Source organism: Bifidobacterium sp. ESL0822 (assembly GCF_052606675.1).
In genome coordinates this window covers 318,711-339,414 of sequence record NZ_CP199596.1, presented here as the reverse complement: position 1 = coordinate 339,414, position 20,704 = coordinate 318,711, and the positions used below count along the sequence as shown (strand labels likewise).

At 64.9% G+C, this 20,704-nt stretch carries 16 protein-coding genes and 2 riboswitches; of the genes, 4 read left to right on the top strand and 12 right to left on the bottom strand.

Annotated features, from left to right (window positions below; translation table 11 throughout):
- Positions 1-27 precede the first annotated feature (27 nt).
- From mfd to ACUIAF_RS01325, 6 genes are read right to left on the bottom strand one after another with little or no spacing between them, the layout of a single operon-like run.
- The gene (mfd, locus tag ACUIAF_RS01350) at positions 28-3,648 is read right to left on the bottom strand and encodes a transcription-repair coupling factor (RefSeq protein ID WP_445338796.1); all 3,621 of its coding nucleotides are present in this window, start codon (positions 3,646-3,648) and stop codon (positions 28-30) included.
- Entirely contained in the window at positions 3,638-4,237 is a 600-nt protein-coding gene (pth, locus tag ACUIAF_RS01345) for an aminoacyl-tRNA hydrolase (protein WP_445338795.1), read from the bottom strand. The genes mfd and pth overlap by 11 nt, the downstream gene beginning before the upstream one ends.
- Before the next feature lie 40 nt (positions 4,238-4,277).
- Positions 4,278-4,808, bottom strand: a complete 531-nt coding sequence (locus ACUIAF_RS01340) for a GNAT family N-acetyltransferase (RefSeq protein WP_015021989.1) — start codon at positions 4,806-4,808, stop codon at positions 4,278-4,280.
- Positions 4,805-8,011, bottom strand: coding sequence for a UPF0182 family membrane protein (locus ACUIAF_RS01335; protein ID WP_445338794.1), 3,207 nt, complete (start codon positions 8,009-8,011; stop codon positions 4,805-4,807). The genes ACUIAF_RS01340 and ACUIAF_RS01335 overlap by 4 nt, the downstream gene beginning before the upstream one ends.
- 9 nt (positions 8,012-8,020) lie before the next feature.
- Positions 8,021-9,184 (bottom strand): glycosyltransferase family 4 protein, encoded by a 1,164-nt coding sequence (locus ACUIAF_RS01330; protein WP_445338793.1) that lies wholly within the window; start codon positions 9,182-9,184, stop codon positions 8,021-8,023.
- The gene (locus ACUIAF_RS01325) at positions 9,181-9,813 is read right to left on the bottom strand and encodes an NAD(P)H-dependent oxidoreductase (protein WP_110417315.1); all 633 of its coding nucleotides are present in this window, start codon (positions 9,811-9,813) and stop codon (positions 9,181-9,183) included. Before ACUIAF_RS01325 ends, ACUIAF_RS01330 begins: the two co-directional genes overlap by 4 nt.
- A gap of 134 nt (positions 9,814-9,947) precedes the next feature.
- Positions 9,948-10,106: riboswitch (M-box (ykoK) riboswitch) on the top strand.
- Positions 10,107-10,204: 98 nt separating this feature from the next.
- Here ACUIAF_RS01325 and ACUIAF_RS01320 point away from each other — a divergent pair.
- The 4 genes from ACUIAF_RS01320 (at position 10,205) to ACUIAF_RS01305 (ending at position 14,342) form a co-directional block, all read left to right on the top strand.
- A complete protein-coding gene (locus ACUIAF_RS01320; protein ID WP_445339137.1) occupies positions 10,205-11,944 on the top strand; it encodes an ABC transporter permease in 1,740 nt (579 codons plus the stop codon).
- 20 nt (positions 11,945-11,964) lie between these two features.
- Entirely contained in the window at positions 11,965-13,317 is a 1,353-nt protein-coding gene (locus ACUIAF_RS01315; RefSeq protein WP_390132468.1) for an ABC transporter ATP-binding protein, read from the top strand.
- 46 nt (positions 13,318-13,363) lie between these two features.
- A riboswitch (Fluoride riboswitch) is annotated at positions 13,364-13,436 on the top strand.
- Positions 13,437-13,527: 91 nt separating this feature from the next.
- Positions 13,528-13,965 (top strand): FluC/FEX family fluoride channel, encoded by a 438-nt coding sequence (locus tag ACUIAF_RS01310; protein WP_181415612.1) that lies wholly within the window; start codon positions 13,528-13,530, stop codon positions 13,963-13,965.
- Complete coding sequence (locus ACUIAF_RS01305) at positions 13,962-14,342, top strand: fluoride efflux transporter FluC (RefSeq protein WP_445338792.1); 381 nt, start codon at positions 13,962-13,964, stop codon at positions 14,340-14,342. The genes ACUIAF_RS01310 and ACUIAF_RS01305 overlap by 4 nt, the downstream gene beginning before the upstream one ends.
- A gap of 32 nt (positions 14,343-14,374) precedes the next feature.
- Here ACUIAF_RS01305 and ACUIAF_RS01300 read toward each other — a convergent pair whose 3' ends face one another.
- From ACUIAF_RS01300 to ACUIAF_RS01275, 6 genes are all read right to left on the bottom strand, one after another.
- On the bottom strand, positions 14,375-15,382 hold the full coding sequence (locus ACUIAF_RS01300; protein WP_445338791.1) for a bile acid:sodium symporter family protein: 1,008 nt from the start codon (positions 15,380-15,382) through the stop codon (positions 14,375-14,377).
- 121 nt (positions 15,383-15,503) lie between these two features.
- Complete coding sequence (locus ACUIAF_RS01295; RefSeq protein WP_445338790.1) at positions 15,504-16,295, bottom strand: L,D-transpeptidase; 792 nt, start codon at positions 16,293-16,295, stop codon at positions 15,504-15,506.
- Positions 16,296-16,349: 54 nt separating this feature from the next.
- Entirely contained in the window at positions 16,350-17,150 is an 801-nt protein-coding gene (locus tag ACUIAF_RS01290; protein ID WP_445338789.1) for an alpha/beta fold hydrolase, read from the bottom strand.
- Positions 17,147-18,253 (bottom strand): redox-regulated ATPase YchF, encoded by a 1,107-nt coding sequence (gene ychF / locus ACUIAF_RS01285; RefSeq protein ID WP_029678472.1) that lies wholly within the window; start codon positions 18,251-18,253, stop codon positions 17,147-17,149. Before ychF ends, ACUIAF_RS01290 begins: the two co-directional genes overlap by 4 nt.
- Before the next feature lie 56 nt (positions 18,254-18,309).
- On the bottom strand, positions 18,310-19,113 hold the full coding sequence (proC, locus tag ACUIAF_RS01280) for a pyrroline-5-carboxylate reductase (protein WP_445338788.1): 804 nt from the start codon (positions 19,111-19,113) through the stop codon (positions 18,310-18,312).
- A gap of 10 nt (positions 19,114-19,123) precedes the next feature.
- Entirely contained in the window at positions 19,124-20,503 is a 1,380-nt protein-coding gene (locus ACUIAF_RS01275; RefSeq protein ID WP_306220986.1) for an alpha/beta fold hydrolase, read from the bottom strand.
- Between the last annotated feature and the right edge of the window lie 201 nt (positions 20,504-20,704).

Below are 20,704 nucleotides of genomic sequence, written 5' to 3'. Positions count from 1 at the left end.
AGTTGTTGTGATGTCTCTTACAGGATACTAGTTTTGTTGGACGGGCGAGGGACCCGCTGGCGTGCCATCGTCGGAGGACTTGGGCAGCCCCCAGGCAAGGTCGTCCAGCAGGGTGTCCACCCAGGCGGTCATGTCCGCCGAATCCATGGGTCCCGAACCCAGGGAGCCCGCGAAGGGCGCTGGGATCAGCAGGGTCTGCGTCACCGGACGGTACTGGCTGCCCTTGTATATTCGTGCGATCCTGGCCTGGAGGGAGTCGGGCATGGTCACGGGCCTGATGCGCACCCTGGAGCCCTGGGAGGCGATCTCCGCTATGCCCAGGGAGCGAGCCTTGGCCCGCAGCCTGGCCACCGCGAAGAGGGTGTCGAACTGGGCCGGCGGACGTCCGTATCGGTCGGTCAGCTCCTCGTGCAGGTCGCGCAGATCCTGCTCGTTGCGGGCCGAGGCCAGCTTGCGGTAGGCCTCCAGACGCAGCTTGTCCGAATCGATGTAGTCCACCGGGATTGAGGCCTCCAGGGGCAGGTCGATGCTGACGGTGACCGGCTCGGTCCGCCCGGGTTCCTTGTACTCTTCCACCGCCTCGGAGACCATGCGCACGTAAAGGTCGAAGCCGACCCCCTCGATGTGTCCGGACTGCTCGTCACCCAGCAGGTTGCCGGTGCCACGCAGCTCCAGGTCCTTCATGGCCACGTCGTAGCCGGATCCCAGGGCCGTGTTCTGGGCGATGGTGGCCAGCCGGTCATGGGCGGTCTGGGTCATGGGCTTGCTGGGGTCGTAGAGGAAGTAGGCGTAGGCGCGCTCCCGGCCACGTCCCACCCGGCCGCGCAGCTGGTGGAGCTGGGAGAGCCCGAAGCGGTCGGCCCGGTCCACGATCAGCGTATTGGCATTGGGAATATCCAGGCCGGTCTCGACAATGGTGGTGCAGACCAGCACATCGATGTCCCGGTGCCAGAAGTCCCGGATGACCCCGTCCAACTGCTTCTCCCCCATCTTGCCGTGGGCCACACCCACCTTGGCCTCTGGGACCAGGGTCTGCACCTTGGCCGAGACCTTGCCGATGTCCTCCACCCGGTTATGGATGTAGAAGATCTGGCCCCCGCGCAGGAGCTCGCGACGAATGGCCGCAGTCACCTGGGCATCCTCGTAGGCACCTACATAGGTCAGCACCGGAAGACGGTCCTCGGGTGGCGTGGCCAGGGTCGACATCTCCCGGATGCCGGTCACCGCCATTTCCAGAGTGCGCGGAATGGGCGTGGCCGACAGGGACAGGACGTCCACGTTGGTCCGCATGGCCTTGAGGGTCTCCTTGGCCTCCACGCCGAAGCGCTGCTCCTCGTCCACGATCATCAGACCCAAATCCTTGAAGCGGATGCGCGGGTTGAGCAGCTTATGGGTGCCGATGACCACGTCCACGGCCCCGCTGGCCAGGCCCTCCATGGTGGTCTGGTTCTCCTTTGCGGTCTGGAAGCGGCTCATGGCGGCCACATCCACCGGGAAGCCCTCGAAGCGCTCGGTGAAGGTCTGGTAGTGCTGCTGGACCAACAGGGTCGTGGGCACCAGGACTACTACCTGCTTGCCGTCCTGGACCGCCTTGAAGGCGGCACGGATGGCTATCTCGGTCTTGCCGAAGCCCACATCCCCGCAGATCAGGCGATCCATGGGCACCGGCTTTTCCATATCGGCCTTGACATCGTCGATGGCGGTCAGCTGGTCGGGGGTCTCCTGGTATGGGAAGGCATCCTCCAACTCCTTCTGCCAGGGGGTGTCGGGGCTGAAGGCGAAGCCCTTGGTGCGCTGCCGGGCCGAGTAGAGCTTGACCAGGCCCTGGGCAATCTTGTGGACATGCTTGCGGGCCTTGGCCTTGGTGGCTGACCAGTCGGATCCGCCCAGCTTGTTGAGCCTGGGAATCTCGGCACCGATATAGCGGCTGACCTGATCCAGCTGGTCGGCCGGCACGAAGAGCTTGTCTGGCGGCGCGTTGCGCTTGGAGGGGGCGTACTCCAGGACCAGATACTCCCGGCTGCCCTTGCTGGGGCCCACGCCCACGCTGCGCTGGCGCATGCCCAGGAAGCGGCCGATGCCGTGCTGGTCGTGGACCACATAGTCACCGGGCTTGAGCTCGTCCAGGTCGATGGCCTTGCGCCGGCGGTTGGAGGTCTTGCTGCCGGCGGCCACACTGGTGCGGCCCGTCAGGTCACGTTCGGTGAGCAGGGCCAGATGGGCGGACTGGTCCACGAAGCCGTCCACAGCCAGGGAGCGGTGGTACTCCAACCCAGTGATCCCCGTGGTCTGCACGGCCCGACGCAGACGGCTCAGCGTTCCCTGGGCCGGAGCGGTCACCACAACCCGGTCGCCGCGCTCCAGCAGGGATGCAATGCCCGAGGCGGCCCGATCCTCGTCGCCTCGGTACTGGTCCGGGGCCAGGGCATCCAGACGCTCGGCCCCCTCCCGGTCCGGATCCACCGACAGGTCGGTCAGCTTCCAGACCTCCCCCCTGCTGTACTCCAAAGATGAGATGACCTCGTCGTAGTCCAGGAAGCTGGCCCTGTCGAAGCTGATGGGTGCGCCCGAGCCCTGTCCTGAGGCCGCCACATGCCAACTGGCGGCCAGGAACTCGTTGGCGGTCTTGACCAGGTCCTGGGCGGAGCGGGCCAGCAGTTGCGGCTCAGACAGCAGAATCAGAGCGCCCTCGGGCAGCATGGACCCCACCGGCACCAGGTCGTCGACCAGGGCAGGCAGAAGGGATTCCATGCCCTCCACCGGAATGGCCTGTGCGATGGATTCCAGCATATCGTCGGCGTTGGGGATGCTCCCGATCAGGGAGCGTGCGCGGGCTCGGACCTGGTCGGTCAGCTGCAACTCGCGGCAGGGCGGCGCCCAGATCCGGTCCAGGTCGGGGCCGTAGGTGCGCTGGTCTGAGGCGTGGAAGCTGCGGATGGTGTCCACCTCGTCGCCGAAGAACTCAATGCGCACCGGGTGGGCCATGGTGGGGACGAAGACATCCAGGATGCCGCCTCGGACGGCGAACTGGCCGCGTTCCATGACCAGGTCCACCCGGGTGTAGGCGTTGCGGACCAAAGCTTCGACTGCCTGGTCCAAGGGCAGGTCCTGGCCGCGTAGGAAGACCAGGGGCTCCACATCCTGCAGACCCTTGACCACCGGCTGCAGCAGGGAGCGCACGGGCATGACCAGGATGCGGATGGGTCCGAAGTCAGGGTCGCCCTGGACCGGGTGGGCCAGCCGCCTGAAGACGGCCATCCGGGAGGCCACGGTGTCTGCCCGGGGCGAGAGCCGCTCGTGAGGCAGGGTCTCCCAGGAGCGCAGCAGGGCCACATCACCCGGGTCGCCCTCATACCAGGAGCGGATGGCGCCGGTCATCTCCTGGGCATCACGTTCGGAGGGGACCACCAGAACGACCGGGGCACGTCCGGCTGCGGCAGCTGCCAGGGCTGGCCTGATGCCCTGGGGAGCCTGGACCATAAGGGAGGTATCGGTGTCGGCAGCAGGCTCGGAGTCTCCTTGGACCAACCTCTTGAAGGCGGCATCCGCCTGCAGGTCGTCCAGAAGAGGACGCAGGGACCCATTCAGCGATTCCTGGGGCTCTGTCTTACCAGTCTCCTGCACTGACTGAATGTGCTCATCGACCATTGAACAGCTCCTGAGCCTGGCTGAGGCCCTTGGTGATCACGATTTCTGCGGCATCCGCGCCGTCGGCCAGGAACTCGGGCAGGCGCTTGCGCTGATCGCCGACAAAGGTGCCCAGAACCCAATCCACGGTGCGGCGATGGGCGTCCGGACCCCTCCGGGCATGCCCCACACCCATGCGAACCCGGGCATAGGCGTTGCTGCCCAGGGAACGGTCGATGGAACGGATGCCGTTGTGCCCGCCCGAGGACCCACCGGCCTTGACCTTGATCCGGCCGAACTCCAGATCCATGTCGTCATGGATGACCACGACCCGCCCAACCGGTATGCGGTAGTAGGAGCAGATCGAGGCCAGGGCATCGCCGGAGTCGTTCATGAAGGTCAGCGGCTTGGCCAGGAAGAAGGGTATGCGGCGTCCTTCAAGATCCAGGGTGCCACGGCCCAGCTGGGCCAGACCCTTGTGGTCGCGCAGGTTGACCGACCAGCGTTCGGCCAGTAGATCGGCGCACATGAAGCCCATGTTGTGCCTGGTGCCCTTGTACTCGTCACCCGGGTTGCCCAGTCCGGCTATCAGCCAGAAATCGGATGCCATGTAGGTGATACCTCCTGCTCTCAAACGGGACGGTGAGATTCTACACAGGCTCCCCGACCCCTTTACGCTCAAGGGACAGGCTCCAGTAGGAGACGTCATGCAGGACGAACCGGTCCCAGGCGGCCTGGGGTAGGAGGCCGAAGCGGCTGAACCCGAACCGGTGCAGCAGAGCCTTGGAGGCCGAATTGTCATCGAAGATGATGGCCACGGCCAGACGCATGCCCTCCTGCCGGGCGCGCTCCAGCAGGGAATGGACCATCAGGGCGCCCAGACCCCGTCCACGGCTGTCGCGATCCACGTAGTAGCTCAGCTCGCAGGTCTCCTGGTAGCCGGGCCGGTCGTAGTATGCCGACAGGGAGCCGAAGGCCAGCACCCGGCCCTCCTGCTCCAGGACCAGGACCGGGTGGCCCTGGTCCGGATCATGGGACAGTAACCATTGCAGGCGCTGGTCCAGGCTGACCGGGGCCGTATCCGCCGTGGAACCACCATCCATGACCGCCTGGTTGTAGATGGCGGTGACCGCCTCCAGATCCCCGCGACGGCAGAGCCGGATGCGCGGGGTGGCGCTCACTTGTTGCCGCCCTCCTGGTCGGATGCCTCCTTTAGGGCTTCACGCAGACGGCTCTGCGCCTCGCCGTAGGCGCTGAAGTCGCCCTTCTTCAGAGCGGCATCGCCGTCGCTCATGGCCTGGTTGGCCTTGTCCAAGGCCTGTTTCAGAGCCTGCCCGCCTGTCTCAGACGTCCCGCCGGACCCGGCGGACTTGTCCGGGGCCTTATCGGATTGCTCACTCTGGTCAGCATTGGAATTGGTGCGTCCTGTGTTGTCGGCATCGCCTGCCGATGCGCCCGAGTTGCCCTGGAAGGTCTTGTCAAGGGCCGCATCCAGGGTGGCAGAGGAGGAGACCTTGTCTCCGAAGGCCACCAAAACCCGCTTGAGCAGGGGGAAGCTGGTGGCACCGCTGGACTGGACGTAGACCGGCTGGATGTAGATCAGTCCGCCACCTATTGGCAGGGTCAGCAGGTTGCCGCGTTTGACCTTGGTGGATCCGGACTGGAGCAGGTTGAGCTCGGTGGAGACCGCAGCGTCCGAGTTGAAGTTGTTCTGGGCCTGCCCTGGGCCGGGCACATTGGAATTCTTGGGCAGCTCCATAAGCCGGATGGTCCCGTAGTCCGGTCCTATCACCCCCTTGGTCGACCCGGCGTCGGAGTCCACGGACAGGAACCCGGTCAGGATCTCCCTGGTGGAGGTTCCGGCGGGGATGAAGGTGGAGGTCAGCGAGAAGGCGGGCTTGTCGGTCCCCGGGGTCTGCAGGGTCAGATAGTAGGGAGGCTGCTTGATACCCGCCTTCTGCTCCTTGCTGGTCCCGGTCGGATCCACGGGGGTCTGCCAGAAGTCCTCGCCGGAGAAGAACTGGCTGGCCGAGTTGACGTGGTACTGGGACAGGAGCTGGCGCTGCACCTTGAACAGGCTCTCCGGGTAGCGCATGTGGCTCATCAGGTCGCCCGAGATGGACGAGAGCGGCTTGACCTGGCCGGGGAAGACCTTCTGCCAGGCCTTGAGCACCGGATCCTTGGCATCCCAGGCATACAGATCCACCGAGCCGTCGTAGGCATCGACCGTGGCCTTGACGGAGTTGCGGATGTAGTTGGCCTTCTGGGAGCCCAGGCCCTTGACGGCCTCGGAGCTCAAGGTGGTTGTGTCCTGGGTAATGGGACCCAGGTCCACCTTCTGGGAGTAGGGGTAGGCGTCAGAGGTGGTGTAGCCGTCGACGATCCACTTGACTCTGCCGTCCACCACAGCCGGGTAGACGCGCCCGTCCAGGGTCAGATAGGGGGCGATCTGGGCCACGCGCTCCTTGGGCGAGCGGTTGTAGAGTATCTGCGAGTCGGGCGTGACGCGATCCGAGAAGAGGATCTGGTCGGATCCAAAGCGGATGGCGTAGAGGATCCGGGCCAGGAAGTTGCCCACCGAGGGGCCGCCGTTGCCCTTGAAGGTGTTGGTGGCTCCCTTGGAGCCGGTGGGATAGTCGAACTCCCAGCCTGACGAGCCCTGGGGCGCGCCGACGATGGAATACTCGGGAGCATTGGGCGAGAAGTAGATTCGCGGCTCGTAATGCTGGCTGTCGGTCAGCTTGCCCTTGGTGGGGATGTCCTGCTCGAAGAACTCGGGCTGCCCGTCCGGGGTGACCTTGTTGCCGTAGGCGGCCACGATGCCGTAGCCATGGGTGAAGACCGTGTGGTCATTGACCCAGTTGCGGTTGTCGTTGCCCTCCAGGTCCAACTCGCGAGCGCCGATGACCGTGTCCTGGCTGACTCCATCGATGTCGTACTTGTCGACGGCCAGGGTGTCCTCGAAGGTGTAGTACTGCTTGGACTGCTGCAGCTGCCGGAAGGTGGGCGAGACCACCTGGGGATCCAGCAGACGAATCTGTGCGGTGGTCTCCGCATCACGGGAGAGTGCGCCCGACTGGACTTCGGTGGTGGCGTCATAGGCCTCGGTCTTGAGCTTGTCCAGCCCGTAGGCCTTGGTGGTGGCGGCGATGTTGCGCTGGATGTAGGCGGATTCCATCTCCTGGGCGTTGGGGTTGACCCGGAAGCGCTGGACCAGGGCCGGCCAGAAGACGGTCAGCAACAGGGACAGGACGACGGTGACGGCCACAGCCAGGACGGGAATCCTCCACTGCCTGACTGCCGAACCCAGGGATCCGGCATGGACCCGGCCGGGTTCCAGGGTGGGTGAGCGCAGAATCCAGACGGCCAGGATGATGCCAAGCAGAGCCATGACCACGGACATGATCAGGGTGACGGGGATGGCCGCCTTGACCGAGGTGTAGGAGGCGCCGGTGATCCGGTCGCCCTCCTCGGTCAGCCTGCCGAAGACGCCCAGGGCGGTGTCGCCGGCCCAGACCAGCATGAACAGGACCAGCCAGACGGCCACCTGCCTGCGGGCGGAACGGGTCATCTCCAGAATGCCGCGTCCGTGTACGGGCATGGTCAGGCGAATGCCGCCCATGAGGAAGTTGGTGACCAGACTGAAGACCGTTGCCGCCAACAGCATCATCAGCAGGGAGGAGACCAGCAGCTGCAGGCCGGGCAGGATGAAGACATAGAAGCCGGTGTCCAGGCCGAACTGGGGGTCGCGCACCCCGAAGGACTGGGCATTGAAGAGCAGGAGCACCTGCTTCCAGTCGGCGTTGAACTGGAAGCCGAAGAAGACTCCAACGACCAGGGAGACCACCACGGCCACCTTGAGCGCGGTGCGTGAGGAGACGCCCTTGCCCACCTCGATCAGATCACCCCTGACCCTGATGGTGGACCCGTCAGGCGAATCGGGACGGCTGCGGATGGCCAGGATGGCCGAGAGCAGGGTCACCGCAGCCAGCAACAGGGCGTAGGCCAGCCACAGACCCACCTTGATGCCCAGCTGGGTCCAGACGATCTGCGCCGCTCCCAGCTGGGAGAACCACATGACGTCAGTGATGAAGCGGCTGAGCGCGAACAGGAGCAGGAAGACGACCAGGAGGACGGCCACAACCACGGCGAGGATCCTCGAGCCCCGGGAAGGTCCGTCACTGCCCTTCTTGCGGGAGGTGAGCCGGGGGTCACCCGGTCCGGGGAAGCGGAAGCGGGGTGTGCCGCCACCCCCCTGGCTGGGACCCTCCCCATCGGTTTGCACGTGCAGGATGACCGGGTCGTCTTCATTGCGACGCCGGCCTGGTCCGCCTGGACCACCCTCAGGGTCGAATATGGAACCGAAGAAATCAAAGAATGACATGTACCCAGCCTACATGAGACGGCGGTCTTGAATGGCTTGCCGGTAGACCTCCTCCACCTGATCGGCCACGGTGGTCACGTCGTAGCGGTCCAAGAGCGCCAGCTGGTCATGGCGCACCTTCCGCCTCCAGGAGGGATCCCCCAGAGCCTGGGCGATTCGCCGGGCCAGCAGTTCGGGGGTGTTGGGCGAGTCGACGGTCACCAGAGCCCGTTCATCGCCCATCAGGGTGGACCGGTAGCCGGGATTGTCCCCAGCCAGCACCGGAGCCGTGCCCGAAGCGATGGCCTCCAAGAGGACGATGCCGAAGGATTCGCCCCCGGTGGAGGGAAAGACGGTCAGGTCGGAGGAGGCCAACAGGGCGGGCTTGTCCTTCTCGTCCACAAAGCCGGGGAAGGCCACCGGGGTGCGTAGGACGGCGGCCTTTCGACGGCAGTCCTCCAGCAGCGGACCCCTGCCGGCCATGGTCACATGCAGGCCTTCGGGCAGGATGCCGGCCCGCTCCCCCGCCCGGAGGGCCGAAATCAGGATCCCAGCCCCCTTGCGGGCCACGAACCGTCCCAGAAAGACCAGATGCTGCCCCTGGCCGTGCAGGCGCGCCACCTCCTGGTCGCCGGCGGCCTGACGGGCCCGGCGCAGGGCAGCCACGTCCACAGGGTTGGCCACCACCCTGCTGGACACACCGGCAGTCTTCCGGGCATAGCTGGCCGCCACTGGCGAGACTGCGATGACCCTGTCGATGCGTCTATGGGTCCTGCGGTTGATCATCCCCAACAGCCGGCCGCCCAGCAGCTGCAGGCTTCCCGTGGGGGCGATGTGGTAGGTGGCCACCAGGGCCGTTGACGGGTTTGCGGACCGAATGACCCGCCCTGCCAGGAAGGGACTGTATGGTGCCTGGACGTGCAACAGATCGAAGTGCCCCGCCTCCAGGACCCGGCGGATGGGCGCCTTGGGCGCAGGCAGAGGTATGCGCATCCTGTTGCCGTTGAAAGAGACCATGACGTTGCGGGAGAGGGAATGAACCCCGTCAACCGGCGGATGGGCGGTCTGCCCGACCAGATACTGAACCTTATGGCCCCGCCTGCCCAGCTCCCGTCCCAGGGTCAGAATGTGTTGCTGGACCCCGTCAAACACATCCAGAGTGTCATCGAAGACGAACCCGATGCTGAGCGTCACTGAACGTCCCGATCCGCTCCGGGCTCGGTCCCTGCGGCCAGTTGACGGCCCTTGAGGGCCAGGGCCACCAGGTGCCGGTCAGCGGCCTCCCGCTCCTGCTGCTCATCGTTGCCTGAGTCCAGATTGTCCACATAGATGGTCTCCACTTGCGCGACCTGGCAGTACTTGAGGAAAGTCTGCCTGCGCAGCTGGTTGTCCAAGGCCTCACCGATGCCGCTGGACCGGTACCATTCCTTTTCCCCACCGGTCAGCATGACCAGCTCCACCCGACGCCCGGCCAGGGCCCCCGGGGTTCCATCGGCGTTATAGGCGAAGCCCCGGCAGATGACCCGGTCAATGAAGCCCTTCATGATTGCCGGCATGCTGTACCAGTAGACGGGGAAGACCAAGGCCAGCACGTCCGCATCCTTGATACGCTCCTGCATGGCCTGAACATCCTCGGGCATGGGTCCCTGGCCCAGGTAGTGGGTCCTGTCCTCCATGCCGAAGACGGGATTGAACCCCTCGGCGCAAAGGTCGATCAACTCGGTGCGAGCCCCGCCTTCGGCCGCCCCGTCCAGCAGGGCATTGCCCGCCGCATCGGTCAGACTCTTGGGTTCGGGGTTGGCCGTGACTGCCACGATCTTCATAGGGATTCGCTCCTTACATGTCATTTCGCACCTGCACCGACTGCGTGCAGACCCTTGTCATTGTCAGTCCTGGCAAGGACGGCAACACTGGTTAGGCAAATGCTTGACACTGCCCCCGGGGCCCATCTATGTTATTGGGTGGTCGGTAGGTGAAGCTACCGCATGGACAAGGCATGCTGCCGCAAAGTGGTGGAGACACCCCGCGCAGGTCAACAGTCCCCGTCGGATCAAGGCAGGGACTAATGCAGGGCCAAATACCATGCGAAGCCGAAGCTTGAACGATGACAATGGTCGGCTCATGGGCCGATCGCCACGCCGTCTTCGAGGCTGCCGACAGGGATGTTCCGCACCTTGGAGGGAGGCCATCGTGAATACTGTCGCACTGCCAGGAATGCTCCGTTCGCCACTGAACGACGACCGCAGCCAGGCATCGCGCTCCACCCGCATATGGACGGGCCTGGCCGTAGCCATAGGCGCACTGGTCCTGCTGGGGGCCCTGGCCTACCTGCTGCCGGCCCTGGGTGCGCCCATCGGCCCTGCAGGCGTACCCTCGCACGTCTCCACCGACCCGACCAACCTGCCCTACTACGCGCTGCGCTCCCTCTTCCGCATGTTCGCGGCCCTGATCATTTCCCTGGTCTTCGCCTTCCTCTACGGACTGGCCGCCGCGCGCTCCCGCCGCCTGGGCGCCGTGCTCATCCCCCTGCTGGACATCCTGCAGTCGGTGCCTGTGCTGGGCTTCCTGTCGGCCACCATCTCCATCTGGCTGGTCCTCTTCCCCGGGTCCATCATGGGCGTGGAGGCGGCCTCCATCTTCGCCATCTTCACCAGCCAGGCCTGGAACATGGCCTTCTCCTTCTATAACTCCCTGACCAGCGAGCCCGCCGACCTGGACGAGGCGGTGAGGCTGATGCGCCTGACCCGATGGCAGCGCTTCTGGAAGCTGGACGTACCCAACTCCATGATCCCCCTGCTCTGGAACTGCATGATGAGCATGGGCGGCGGCTGGTTCTTCCTGACCGCCTCCGAGATGATCTCGGTCAACAACAGGACCCTGGCCCTGCCCGGCATCGGCTCCTTTGTGGAGGAGGCCACCGCCGAACAGGACCTGGGCAAGGTGGGTCTGGCCATCCTGACCATGATCGTGGTGGTCCTGCTGATTGACTTCCTGCTCTGGAAGCCACTGACCGCCTGGGCCGAGAAGTTCCGCTACACCAGCAGCCAGTCCACCGAGCCCCGGCGCAGCCTGGTGCTCACGATCATCCGCCTGTCCGGGGTCAAGGACCTGCTGGGCCTGGTGGGCCATCCCCTGGCCGACCTGCTGGACCGGATCACCCGCCCCCTGGGTCGCACCGGGGCGCGCTGGAGCCGTGGAGGCGGACGCAGGCGGGCAAGCGACCTGGTCTGGTGGGTCTGCCTGGCCCTGATCGGTCTGTGGGGTCTCTGGCAGCTGGACCGTCTGGTCATCCGTCCGCTGGGCCTGGGCGAGGTCGGGCATGTCTTCCAGCTTGGTCTGCTGACATTCCTGCGAGTGCTGATCCTGATGGTGGTCTGCACCATCGTCTGGGTCCCGATAGGCGCCCTGATCGGCATGAATCCGCGCATCTCCCGCTACCTGCAGCCCCTGGTGCAGATCTTGGCCTCCTTCCCGGCCAACTTCATCTTCCCCTTCGTCACCATGGTCTTCATCATCTGGCGGATCGACATCAATTGGGGCAGCATCCTGCTCATGGCCCTGGGCACCCAGTGGTACATCCTCTTCAACGTCATCGCCGGGGCCTCCTCCATTCCCGACGATCTGCTGGAGATGTCGCGCAGCCTGGGCCAGAACCGTTGGCAGCGATGGAAGACCCTGATTCTGCCGGCCCTGTTCGGCTCCTGGTGCACCGGCGGCATCACAGCTGCCGGCGGTGCCTGGAACGCATCCATCGTCTCCGAGGTGGTCTCCTACGGCAAAACCGAACTGACGGCCAAGGGCCTGGGCGCCTACATCGCCCAGGTGACCGCCACCGGCGACACCCCCCGCATCATCCTGGGGGTGGCCGTCATGAGCATCTTCGTGGTCCTGGCCGACCGGTTCTTCTGGTCTCCCCTGCAATCACTGGCACAACGGCGCTATTCCCTGACATGAGAAGTCTGAGAGGTTCGACAATGACCAAGATCAATTCCAACGGGATCATCACGGCCGAGCACGTGACCAAGACCTACCAGTCCGACAAGGGCGCGGAGCTGACCGTCCTGGACAGCATCGACTTCACCCTGCACGAGGGCGAGGTGGTGGCCATCCTGGGCCGCTCGGGCGCCGGCAAGTCCACCCTGCTGCGCATCCTGGCCGGCCTGGTCCCGGCCAGCAAGGGCAGCGTCGAATACCGGGGCAAGCAGCTGGACGGGCCCAACCCCGGCGTGGCCCTGGTCTTCCAGAGCTTCGCCCTGATGCCCTGGCTGACCGTCAAGGACAACGTGGAGCTGGGCCTGCAGGCCCGTGGCGTGCCCAAGAAGGAGCGCGAGAAACTCTCCCTGGCCGCCATCGACGCCATCGGTCTGGACGGCTTCGAAAGCGCCTACCCCAAGGAGCTCTCCGGGGGCATGCGCCAGCGCGTGGGCATCGCCCGGGCCCTGGTACTCAAGCCGGACGCCCTTTTCATGGATGAGCCCTTCTCGGCCCTGGACGTGCTGACTGCCGAGAATCTTCGCCAGGAGGTCCTCAAGGTCTGGTCCGAGGAGGCAGGCAGCGTCAAGTCGGTCCTGATCGTCACCCACAACATCGAGGAGGCGGTGGAGATGGCCGACCGGGTCCTGGTCCTGGACTCGCATCCCGGCCGGGTCATCGCCAACGTGCCCATCAATCTGGACAGGCCTCGGGACAAGCAGTCCGACCTCTTCCAGTCCTGCGTGGACTACCTCTACTCCATCCTGACCGGTCAGCGCGACAGCGAGGACATCCGCCGCCGTCTGCAGACCAAGGTGCGCAACCGTCAGGCTGTGCGGGACTCGGTTCGGGACGAGGACACGGCCGAGCGCAACCTGCCCGACGCCACCCCCGGCGGCCTGGCCGGTCTGGCCGACGTCATGGTCAACCAGCCCAACGGCATGGACCTGGCCGACCTGGCCGCCAAGCTCTCCTTCGAGGTGGACGACCTCTTCCCCCTGATCGACGCCGGACTCATGCTGGGCATTTTCCAGGCGGACAACGGGCATGTCAGGCTGACCGACCAGGGTCGTGCCTGGCACGACGCGGACATTCTGGAGAGCAAGGAGATGTTCTCACGGATGCTGATGGACCACGTTCCGCTGATCCGCATCATCGACCGGGCCCTGAAGAACAGCGACGACAAGAGCCTGCACGGCTCCCTGATCCTGGACCTGCTGAGGGCCCACCACTCGGACAAGGAGGCCGTCCAGCAGTTCGACACCGCCATCACCTGGGGCCGCTACGGCGAGCTCTTCGACTACGATGCCGACGACGACCGGCTGACCCTGGACCCGGAGAACCACACCGAGTGAACAGTCTCGCAGCTGCGACGGCTGCGGTCCCCTTGGGCTCCTAGAATGGGCTCCGGGCGATGGAACCCGCCCGGGGCTTGAGCCCCGAACCGCAAACTGCTGATAGTCCCTGCACCATGATTCGACGACCCCCGTCTGCGGGTCGGGTGCAGGCGCATGCCATTCAGCCCGACCCTGCGGATGCTGATCCGTCGGGAACCGAGGCCTCCAATGACCAAACCCCCTACCGGACCTGACATGGCCACGGCCCTGGTGGTGATGCTGGGCGGAACCCTGGGCACCGGCTGCCGGTACGCCTTGAGCCTGCTGCCGGGCCAGAGCGGTCCGCTGCATCCGGGAACCCTCCTGGCCAACCTGATCGCCTGCGCAGGCTACGCCCTGCTGACCGCCTTCCTGGCCGGGCTTCCCAAAAGCGCACATGCACGCCGAAGGCAGCTGACCAACAAGGGCCTGGGCATGGGCCTGTGCGGAGGGCTGTCGACCATGTCCACCCTTTCGCTGGAATTGGTCCAGGGCCTGTCTAGCGGTAAAGTCCAGGCAACCCTTGCCTACCTGCTGGTCTCCTTCGTCGGAGGCCTGCTGGTCTCCTGGGCCATGGCAGCGCTGGGAGCCCGTCTGTCCTCACACATCCAAGCAGGTGCGCGATGACCATTACATTTACACTGCTGATCTGCCTGTGCGGCGGCCTGGGGGCCGGACTGCGCTACATGCTCGATACCCTGGTCAAAGCCCGCTGGCAGGTGGACCTGCCCCTATCGACCATGATCATCAACCTGTTGGCCGGATTGGCCGCAGGGCTGGTGGCCGCCCTGGCCGCCTTCCACGGATTCCCTAACTGGGGACGGATGCTGCTGGCCACAGGACTGCTGGGCGGCTTCTCCACCTTCTCGACAGCGGTCAACGAAGTGTTGGCCCTGGCCCGGCGGAGACGGCACCTGGCAGCCCTGGGCTATCTAGCAGCTTCGATCTTCCTGCCGCCTCTGTTGACGGCCCTGGGCTTCCTGCTGGCCGGACCCGGCATGTAGCAGGTCCGGCCAGCAATCGAGGCGTTCCAGAATCAGGCGCGAGCCGGTTCCGGACGACCCTGGGCGGAGTCTGCGGCAATCCCGAGACGGTCGTCATGCCGGCGCCACCAGGCGGACAGGACCGAGCCGGAGATGTTGTGCCAGACGCTGAAGAAGGTTGAGGGGATGGCCACAATCGGGTCGGCGGCGAATGCCTGCAAGGCCAGGGTCGCACCCAGTCCGGAATCCTGCATGCCCACCTCGAAGGTGATGGCCTTCTGCTGTGCATAGCGGAACCCCTTGGGGTAGATGCGGTACATGAGCCGGCTGAAGAGGAAGCCCAGCCCGTACCCGCACAGGTTGTGGAGCATGACCACCGGCAGGACCAGGGCGGTGGCGGCGGTGAAGAGCTTGGCATGGTTGACGGAGACCACCACGCCGATGATGATCAGGATGGCGATCTGCGAGACCGCCGGCAGGGCCACGGTCACCTTCTGCACCTTCTCCTTGAAGAAGGCGTGGACGGCCAGGCCCAGGGCGATGGGGATCAGCACCACCTCAAGGGCGGTCAGGAAGAGCTGCTTGGTGGGGATGGCCACATACTGGCTGGCCAGCAGGTTCATCAGCATGGGGATCATGAAGGGCGCGCACAGGGTGGAAAGCAGGCCTATGGACACGTCCAGGGCCACGTCGCCGCGCGACAGGTAGGACATGACGTTGGAGGAGGTCCCCGAGGGGCAGCAGCCCACCAGGATGACGCCCACAGCGATCATGCCGTCCAGCCGGAAGATGCGGCAGAGCAGCACGGCCAGCAGGGGCATGATCAGGTAATGGGCTATGGTGCCGACGATGACCATGAGCGGCATCTTGACGATTCGCTTGAAGTCGTCCAGGCTCAGGGTCAGTCCCATGCCGAAGAGAATAATGCTCAGGAAGTAGTTGGTGTAGCTGCGGGCCCAAATGCTAATCTGCGGGACAAAGAAGTTGATGGCGGCCCAAACCAGGACCACCAGAATGAACCACTTAGTCAACCAGTCACTGAACCGCTGCACCTTTTGCATGATTCCTGACCACTTCCTCTCGATAGTTCTCTCTGTGGTAGAGCAAAATTAGAAAACCGAGGGCAGACACGACGGCGAATGGTCACATTTTGGACGAGGATGTTCCGGCACCGACTGGAATTCAGTTGACCAGGACGGGAGTGCCTATGGGCACGGACTGCATGATCCACAAGGCGTCAGGCACGGTCAGCCTGATGCAGCCATGGGAGCTGGGTCGGATGCCCAACAAGTCAGCCTCCTCCTTTATGTAGCTGCCACTAAGATCAGTGGGAACCGAGTGGAAGAGGAAGACCCCGTGGTTCAGAAAGCTGGTGTAGTAGCGGGCGCCCATCCCCTCGTTGGGGTTGTAGAAGTGGTCGCCGCGCTCGGCCTGGATGCGGAAGCTGCCCCTGGGCGTGGAGTCATCCATACCTGTCGAGGCATACATGGTGTAGAGCAGTTGAGACCCATCACGCACGTAGACCCGCTGATCCTGAAGGCTGACCTCCAAGGAGATGCCAGGGTGGGCCGCAGGATCCGGGTAATCGACCTGCTGCGAAGGCTTGAGCCAATCGACAGGCTGAGTGGAGGAGCCATCAGGGTCTGTCTTCTGAACCTTTGTCTGCTTCTTTGCCGCTGATGAAGAGAAGGACTTGGATTTGCTGGGATGATGCGCCTTGGGAAATTGTCTCACCGAAACGGTTGATGTACTGGAAGTGCTCGCATCTGCCGATCGTTCTGTATGAGCCGCATCCACCGGCTGGAACAGATTGTCGACCAAAACTGTCAGCAGCAGCGTCAACAGGGCGGTTGTCACTACCACAGGCGTGCGGCGGACAGGGTCCAGCAGCCAACGGAGCATGGCAAGCACACGCCGCTTAAGGCGTTTGCTATCCAATCCCCAGACAGCCATGTCCTTCCCCTTCTTCGCCATCGAACGAACCTGTATGCACAGTTCATTTTAGCGGCAGAAGGAACCAGGGCGGACTCAGCCTTTCAGCACCTGCCTGGCCCAATCCTCCAGCAGGTCACAGACCAGGGCGGTCTGCTCAATCTGCACATTGTGGCCGGCCCGGTCCAGCACCGAGTAGGAGGCCCTGGGGAAGCGGCAGGCCAGGTCGAACTGGTCCAAGTAGCCCACACGGTCGTCCTGGCGGCCGCAGACAAAGAGCACAGGGGCTATGAATCCGGACCAGACCTGGTCAAAGTCCATATCCAGCCGGTAGTGCCCCTCCATTCGAGCCACCGTATCGGCATCGGCCGAACGAATGCCGGGCATGATGGTGCGTTGGTAGGCCTCAAGATGCTCCCGGGATTCCACCACAGCCATCTGCCGGTAGGCATGCCTGGTGAACTCGTCCACGTCGGCCAGGCCCTGGTCGTCCCGGACCAGCACCTGACGCGGGGGCAGGCGCCTGTGGGCGGTCACCGGGTCGACCACCGAGGAGAGCAGGGCCATCCCCCGGCAGCGGTCCAACCGACCGGCGGCGGCATGGCGGCTGAGCAGCCCACCCAGGGAGTTGCCCAAGAGGGCGAAGGGGCCGCCTCCGCTGAAAATGTCCACCTGGTCATCCAGCCACCGGGCCAGACCGTCCAGGTCGAGGATGGACGGGTCAGGCGGCGTGCGGCCGAAGCCGGGCTGATCCAGATAAATCCGCTCGAATCCGCCCACCCGCTCGAAGACGGGGTCCAGGTCGTCGAAGATGTGGTGGTCCACGCCGGACCCATGCACGAAGATCAGTGGCAGCCCATGACCCCGGCGAATGGCAAACCCGGGCCTGGCGCTCACTTCTTTGAACCGGAAGGGATGCCGGTCTTGAACTCCACGATGTCGCCGTCCTGCATGACGTAGTCCTTGCCCTCAAGGCGCATCTTACCCTCCTCGCGCACCTTGGCGTAGGACCCGTCTGCGGCCACGAAGTCGTCATATGAGACCACCTCGGCCTTGATGAAGCCCTTCTCGAAGTCGGTGTGGATTACGCCAGCGGCCTGTGGGGCGGTCCAACCCTTGTGGATCTGCCATGCGCGCACTTCCTTGACCCCGGCGGTCAGGAAGGTCTGCAGACCGAGGATGTCGAAGCCCACCCGGGCCAGCTGGTCCAGGCCGGACTCCTTGAGCCCGGCGTCGGTCAGCATCTCGCGGGCGTCAGCCTCGTCCAACTCGGTCAGCTCGGACTCGAACTGGGCGTTGAGGAAGATGGCGGGCGCGGGAGCCACGGAGTCGGCCAGCTGCTTCTTCATGTCCTCGTTCTGCAGCTCGTCGTCGTCCACGTTGAAGACGTAGATGAAGGGCTTGGCCGTCATCAGATGCAGGTCGTAGAGCTCGTCCTTGTCGATGTCCCCGGCCTGGGCCGCCTGGTCGATGGTCCGGCCCTGGCCCAGAATCTCCTTCGCCTTGCGGACGGTGTCCAGGTAGGCGGGCTTGATCTTGCCGCCACGCTGGTCCTTCTCCAGCTTCGGCAGGGCCTTGTCGATGGTCTGCATGTCGGCCAGAATCAGCTCGGTATTGATGGTATCGATGTCGTCGGCCGGATCCACCTTGCCGTTGACGTGGACGATGTCGTCGTCATTGAAGGCGCGGACCACCTCGCAGATGGCGTCGGCCTCGCGGATGTTGGCCAGGAACTGGTTGCCCAGCCCCTCCCCCTCCGAGGCCCCCTTGACGATGCCGGCGATGTCCACGAAGGTGACCGTGGCGGGTACGATCTTGTCCGTGTGGACCAGCTTGGCCAGGACGGGCAGCCGGTCGTCGGGCAGGGGCACGATGCCGGTGTTGGGCTCGATGGTGGCGAAGGGGTAGTTCTCCGCCAGAACGTTGTTGCGGGTGAGGGCGTTGAAGAGTGTGGACTTGCCAACGTTGGGCAGCCCGACGATTCCTATGGTTAACGACATATGTACCAGTCTATTGCCCGGACTGCCCCGGCGTGGCTCCCCTTAGTGCGGCAGGTTCAGTCGCCGCGCTCCACTGCATCGATGGCCTCGATAACCGCTCCACGGAAGCCGTGCTTCTCCAGGGAGGCGACCCCCTTGATGGTGGTTCCGCCCGGCGAGCAGACCGCGTCCTTCATGGCCCCGGGGTTGGTGCCGGTGGCCATATAGAGGGCCCCGGTCCCTTGAACCATTCGTGCCGCCAGCCGGTAGGCCGCCTGCCTGGGCAGCCCGTGCTCCACCCCGGCATCGGCCAGGGCCTCCATATACATGGCTGTGTAGGCGGGCGCACATCCGGCGATGGTCGTACCCACCGAGACCAGCTCCCTAGGCAGACGCTCGATTATGGCCACCGGGTCGAAGATCTGGGTGAACAGCTCCCGCTCCTGGTCGGTCAGGGTGTCTTCCTCCTGGGTGACCAGAATCCCCTGCCCTACCGAAATGGGGGTGTTGGGGATGGCGCAGATCAGGTGGGTGCCCTCCTCCAGGATGTCGGCATAGTCCTCAAGGGTCATGCCGCCTACAACAGAAAGGACCATGCGGTCCGGATCAGCCAGCTCATGGCGGATGGGCTCGCAGACCTGGGCCACCTGCCCCGGTTTGACGGCCAGAATCACCAGGTCGGCGGCTGCAGCCACCTCGGTTCCGGAGTGCATGGGCCGCACCCCCAGCTGGGCCGCCCGCTCCACCAGCCGGTCATAGTGGGCTGCGCAGGCCACAATCCGGCCGCCGGGCAGCACACCCGCGTCGACAAGCCCCTGGGCCATGGCCTGGGCCATGTTGCCGTATCCGATGAATCCGAGAGTCAATGAGTCCGTGTTCATGTCCTCAAGTCTAGCTGCGCGCCGGGAAAAGCCCCTCCAGATCGCCGCGCTCCAGGGCCAGCCGGTAGAGGTGGGCGAAGACCCTGTCCCCGTGCAGACCGTCGTGCTCAAACTCGTTGGTCACCCAGGCATGGGCGTGACCCACGCGCGAGAGGGTGTCCAGCTGGAGCTCGGAGGGCACGTAGAGGTCGTCGGCATAGACCGCGGCCTGCAGGGGGACCTGATTGTCGGCCAGACGCTTGGGATCGTACAGGTGGCCCCAGGAACCTTCCTCCATGAGCAGGCTGACCGCCGGGCCGAATGGGCGCAGGGCCGACTCCTGCTCGAACATCCAGGGGAAGACCGCTTCCCCGGTGAACATGAGCGGGCGGGCAGCAGTATCGAATTCAGGGCGGGCATCGCGCACCCGCTGCCCAGCCCAGCGCAGGGGTTCGCAGTCCCCATCGGCGTAGATGAACTCCTGCAGGGGCCAGTAGAGCGGCGTAACAGCAGTGGCCGCCCGCACCCCCTCCAGGAAGGCCTGCGAGAGGGTGGCCTGGGAGCTACTAGAGCCGGAAGCGGGCAGGCTGCCGTCGCCGTCCAGGAAGGCCGTGTCCAACAGCCAGTGGAGACGCTCAAACCCGCCGCTCTTGCCCAGGTCGGCACCCAGAGTCTGCAGCCGCTCCACGCTCAGGGGATCACCGCCGGGCAGGGCCACATCGCCCTGGGCCAGCCGGTCGGCAATGGCCGCCACACGGTCTTGATCCCCCGGATAGCGCTGGTAGAAGGCCTGGGACCGCTGAGCCATCTTGGTGAAGGTGTGAGAGAAGAGCTCGTAAGCATCAGTAGGGATGTGAGGCACGCCCCCGGCAGTGAAGGCCGCAGCCAGCCCCTGTGGGAAGTTCGACAGGTAGGCCATGGTCAGGAAGCCGCCGAAACTCTGCCCCAGGGCCACCCAGGGGCGGCCGGCGAAGACCGTGCGACGCAGGTGTTCGAAGTCCCTGATGATGGAGTCCGCCAGAAAATGCTTCAGATAGTCGGCCTGGGCCCGGGGCTCGCCCAGGGAAGCCATGGTGGAGCCGTCGATGGCGCTGGACCGGCCCGTACCCCGCTGGTCGGGCAGGACAATGCGGAAGTGGCGCAGGGCCTCGGCCATCCACCCGTCGGCAGTGGCGTTCAACGGCCGTGGGGCGCCCGAGCCGGGTCCACCCTGCAGGTAGACCAGCAGCGGCAGGTCGTCGTGGATGTGCTCGGGGGCGCAGACCACGCGGTAGAAGCAGCGGATGACCGCCTGGTCCGAATGATCTTCGGCTCGCCAGACGCCAGGTTCACTGCCCGCCCAGTCCAAGGGAACGGGGATGGACCCCTCCCGAACGTAGAGTCCCGGCAGATAGTATTCCTGGTTGGTCATACACTGGCTCCTTTCTTTTAGGTCAGTCGGGTTCATTGTCGCCGGGCGGTTGGACCTGGCTCGTGTGTTGTTTGCAGACCGGGTGGTAGGGTGAAAAGCGGGGGATGTCGAGAAGACAGCTGGCTTACGCCATGGTTCCTGTAATCCGATGCAGGGCAGGCATTGACAGACAGCACGGCTTTCCGACAGGCAGAACTTACA

Excerpts from the sequence above, each read along its gene's own strand:
- ACUIAF_RS01310 (WP_181415612.1), top strand. The coding sequence starts at position 13,528 with ATGACCAAACCCCCTACCGGACCTGACATGGCCACGGCCCTGGTGGTG.
- pth (WP_445338795.1), bottom strand. The coding sequence starts at position 4,237 with ATGGCATCCGATTTCTGGCTGATAGCCGGACTGGGCAACCCGGGTGAC.
- ACUIAF_RS01300 (WP_445338791.1), bottom strand. The coding sequence starts at position 15,382 with ATGCAAAAGGTGCAGCGGTTCAGTGACTGGTTGACTAAGTGGTTCATT.
- proC (WP_445338788.1), bottom strand. The coding sequence starts at position 19,113 with ATGAACACGGACTCATTGACTCTCGGATTCATCGGATACGGCAACATG.
- mfd (WP_445338796.1), bottom strand. The coding sequence starts at position 3,648 with ATGGTCGATGAGCACATTCAGTCAGTGCAGGAGACTGGTAAGACAGAG.
- ACUIAF_RS01335 (WP_445338794.1), bottom strand. The coding sequence starts at position 8,011 with ATGTCATTCTTTGATTTCTTCGGTTCCATATTCGACCCTGAGGGTGGT.
- ACUIAF_RS01315 (WP_390132468.1), top strand. The coding sequence starts at position 11,965 with ATGACCAAGATCAATTCCAACGGGATCATCACGGCCGAGCACGTGACC.
- ACUIAF_RS01325 (WP_110417315.1), bottom strand. The coding sequence starts at position 9,813 with ATGAAGATCGTGGCAGTCACGGCCAACCCCGAACCCAAGAGTCTGACC.
- ACUIAF_RS01305 (WP_445338792.1), top strand. The coding sequence starts at position 13,962 with ATGACCATTACATTTACACTGCTGATCTGCCTGTGCGGCGGCCTGGGG.
- ACUIAF_RS01295 (WP_445338790.1), bottom strand. The coding sequence starts at position 16,295 with ATGGCGAAGAAGGGGAAGGACATGGCTGTCTGGGGATTGGATAGCAAA.
- ACUIAF_RS01275 (WP_306220986.1), bottom strand. The coding sequence starts at position 20,503 with ATGACCAACCAGGAATACTATCTGCCGGGACTCTACGTTCGGGAGGGG.
- ACUIAF_RS01320 (WP_445339137.1), top strand. The coding sequence starts at position 10,205 with ATGCTCCGTTCGCCACTGAACGACGACCGCAGCCAGGCATCGCGCTCC.
- ychF (WP_029678472.1), bottom strand. The coding sequence starts at position 18,253 with ATGTCGTTAACCATAGGAATCGTCGGGCTGCCCAACGTTGGCAAGTCC.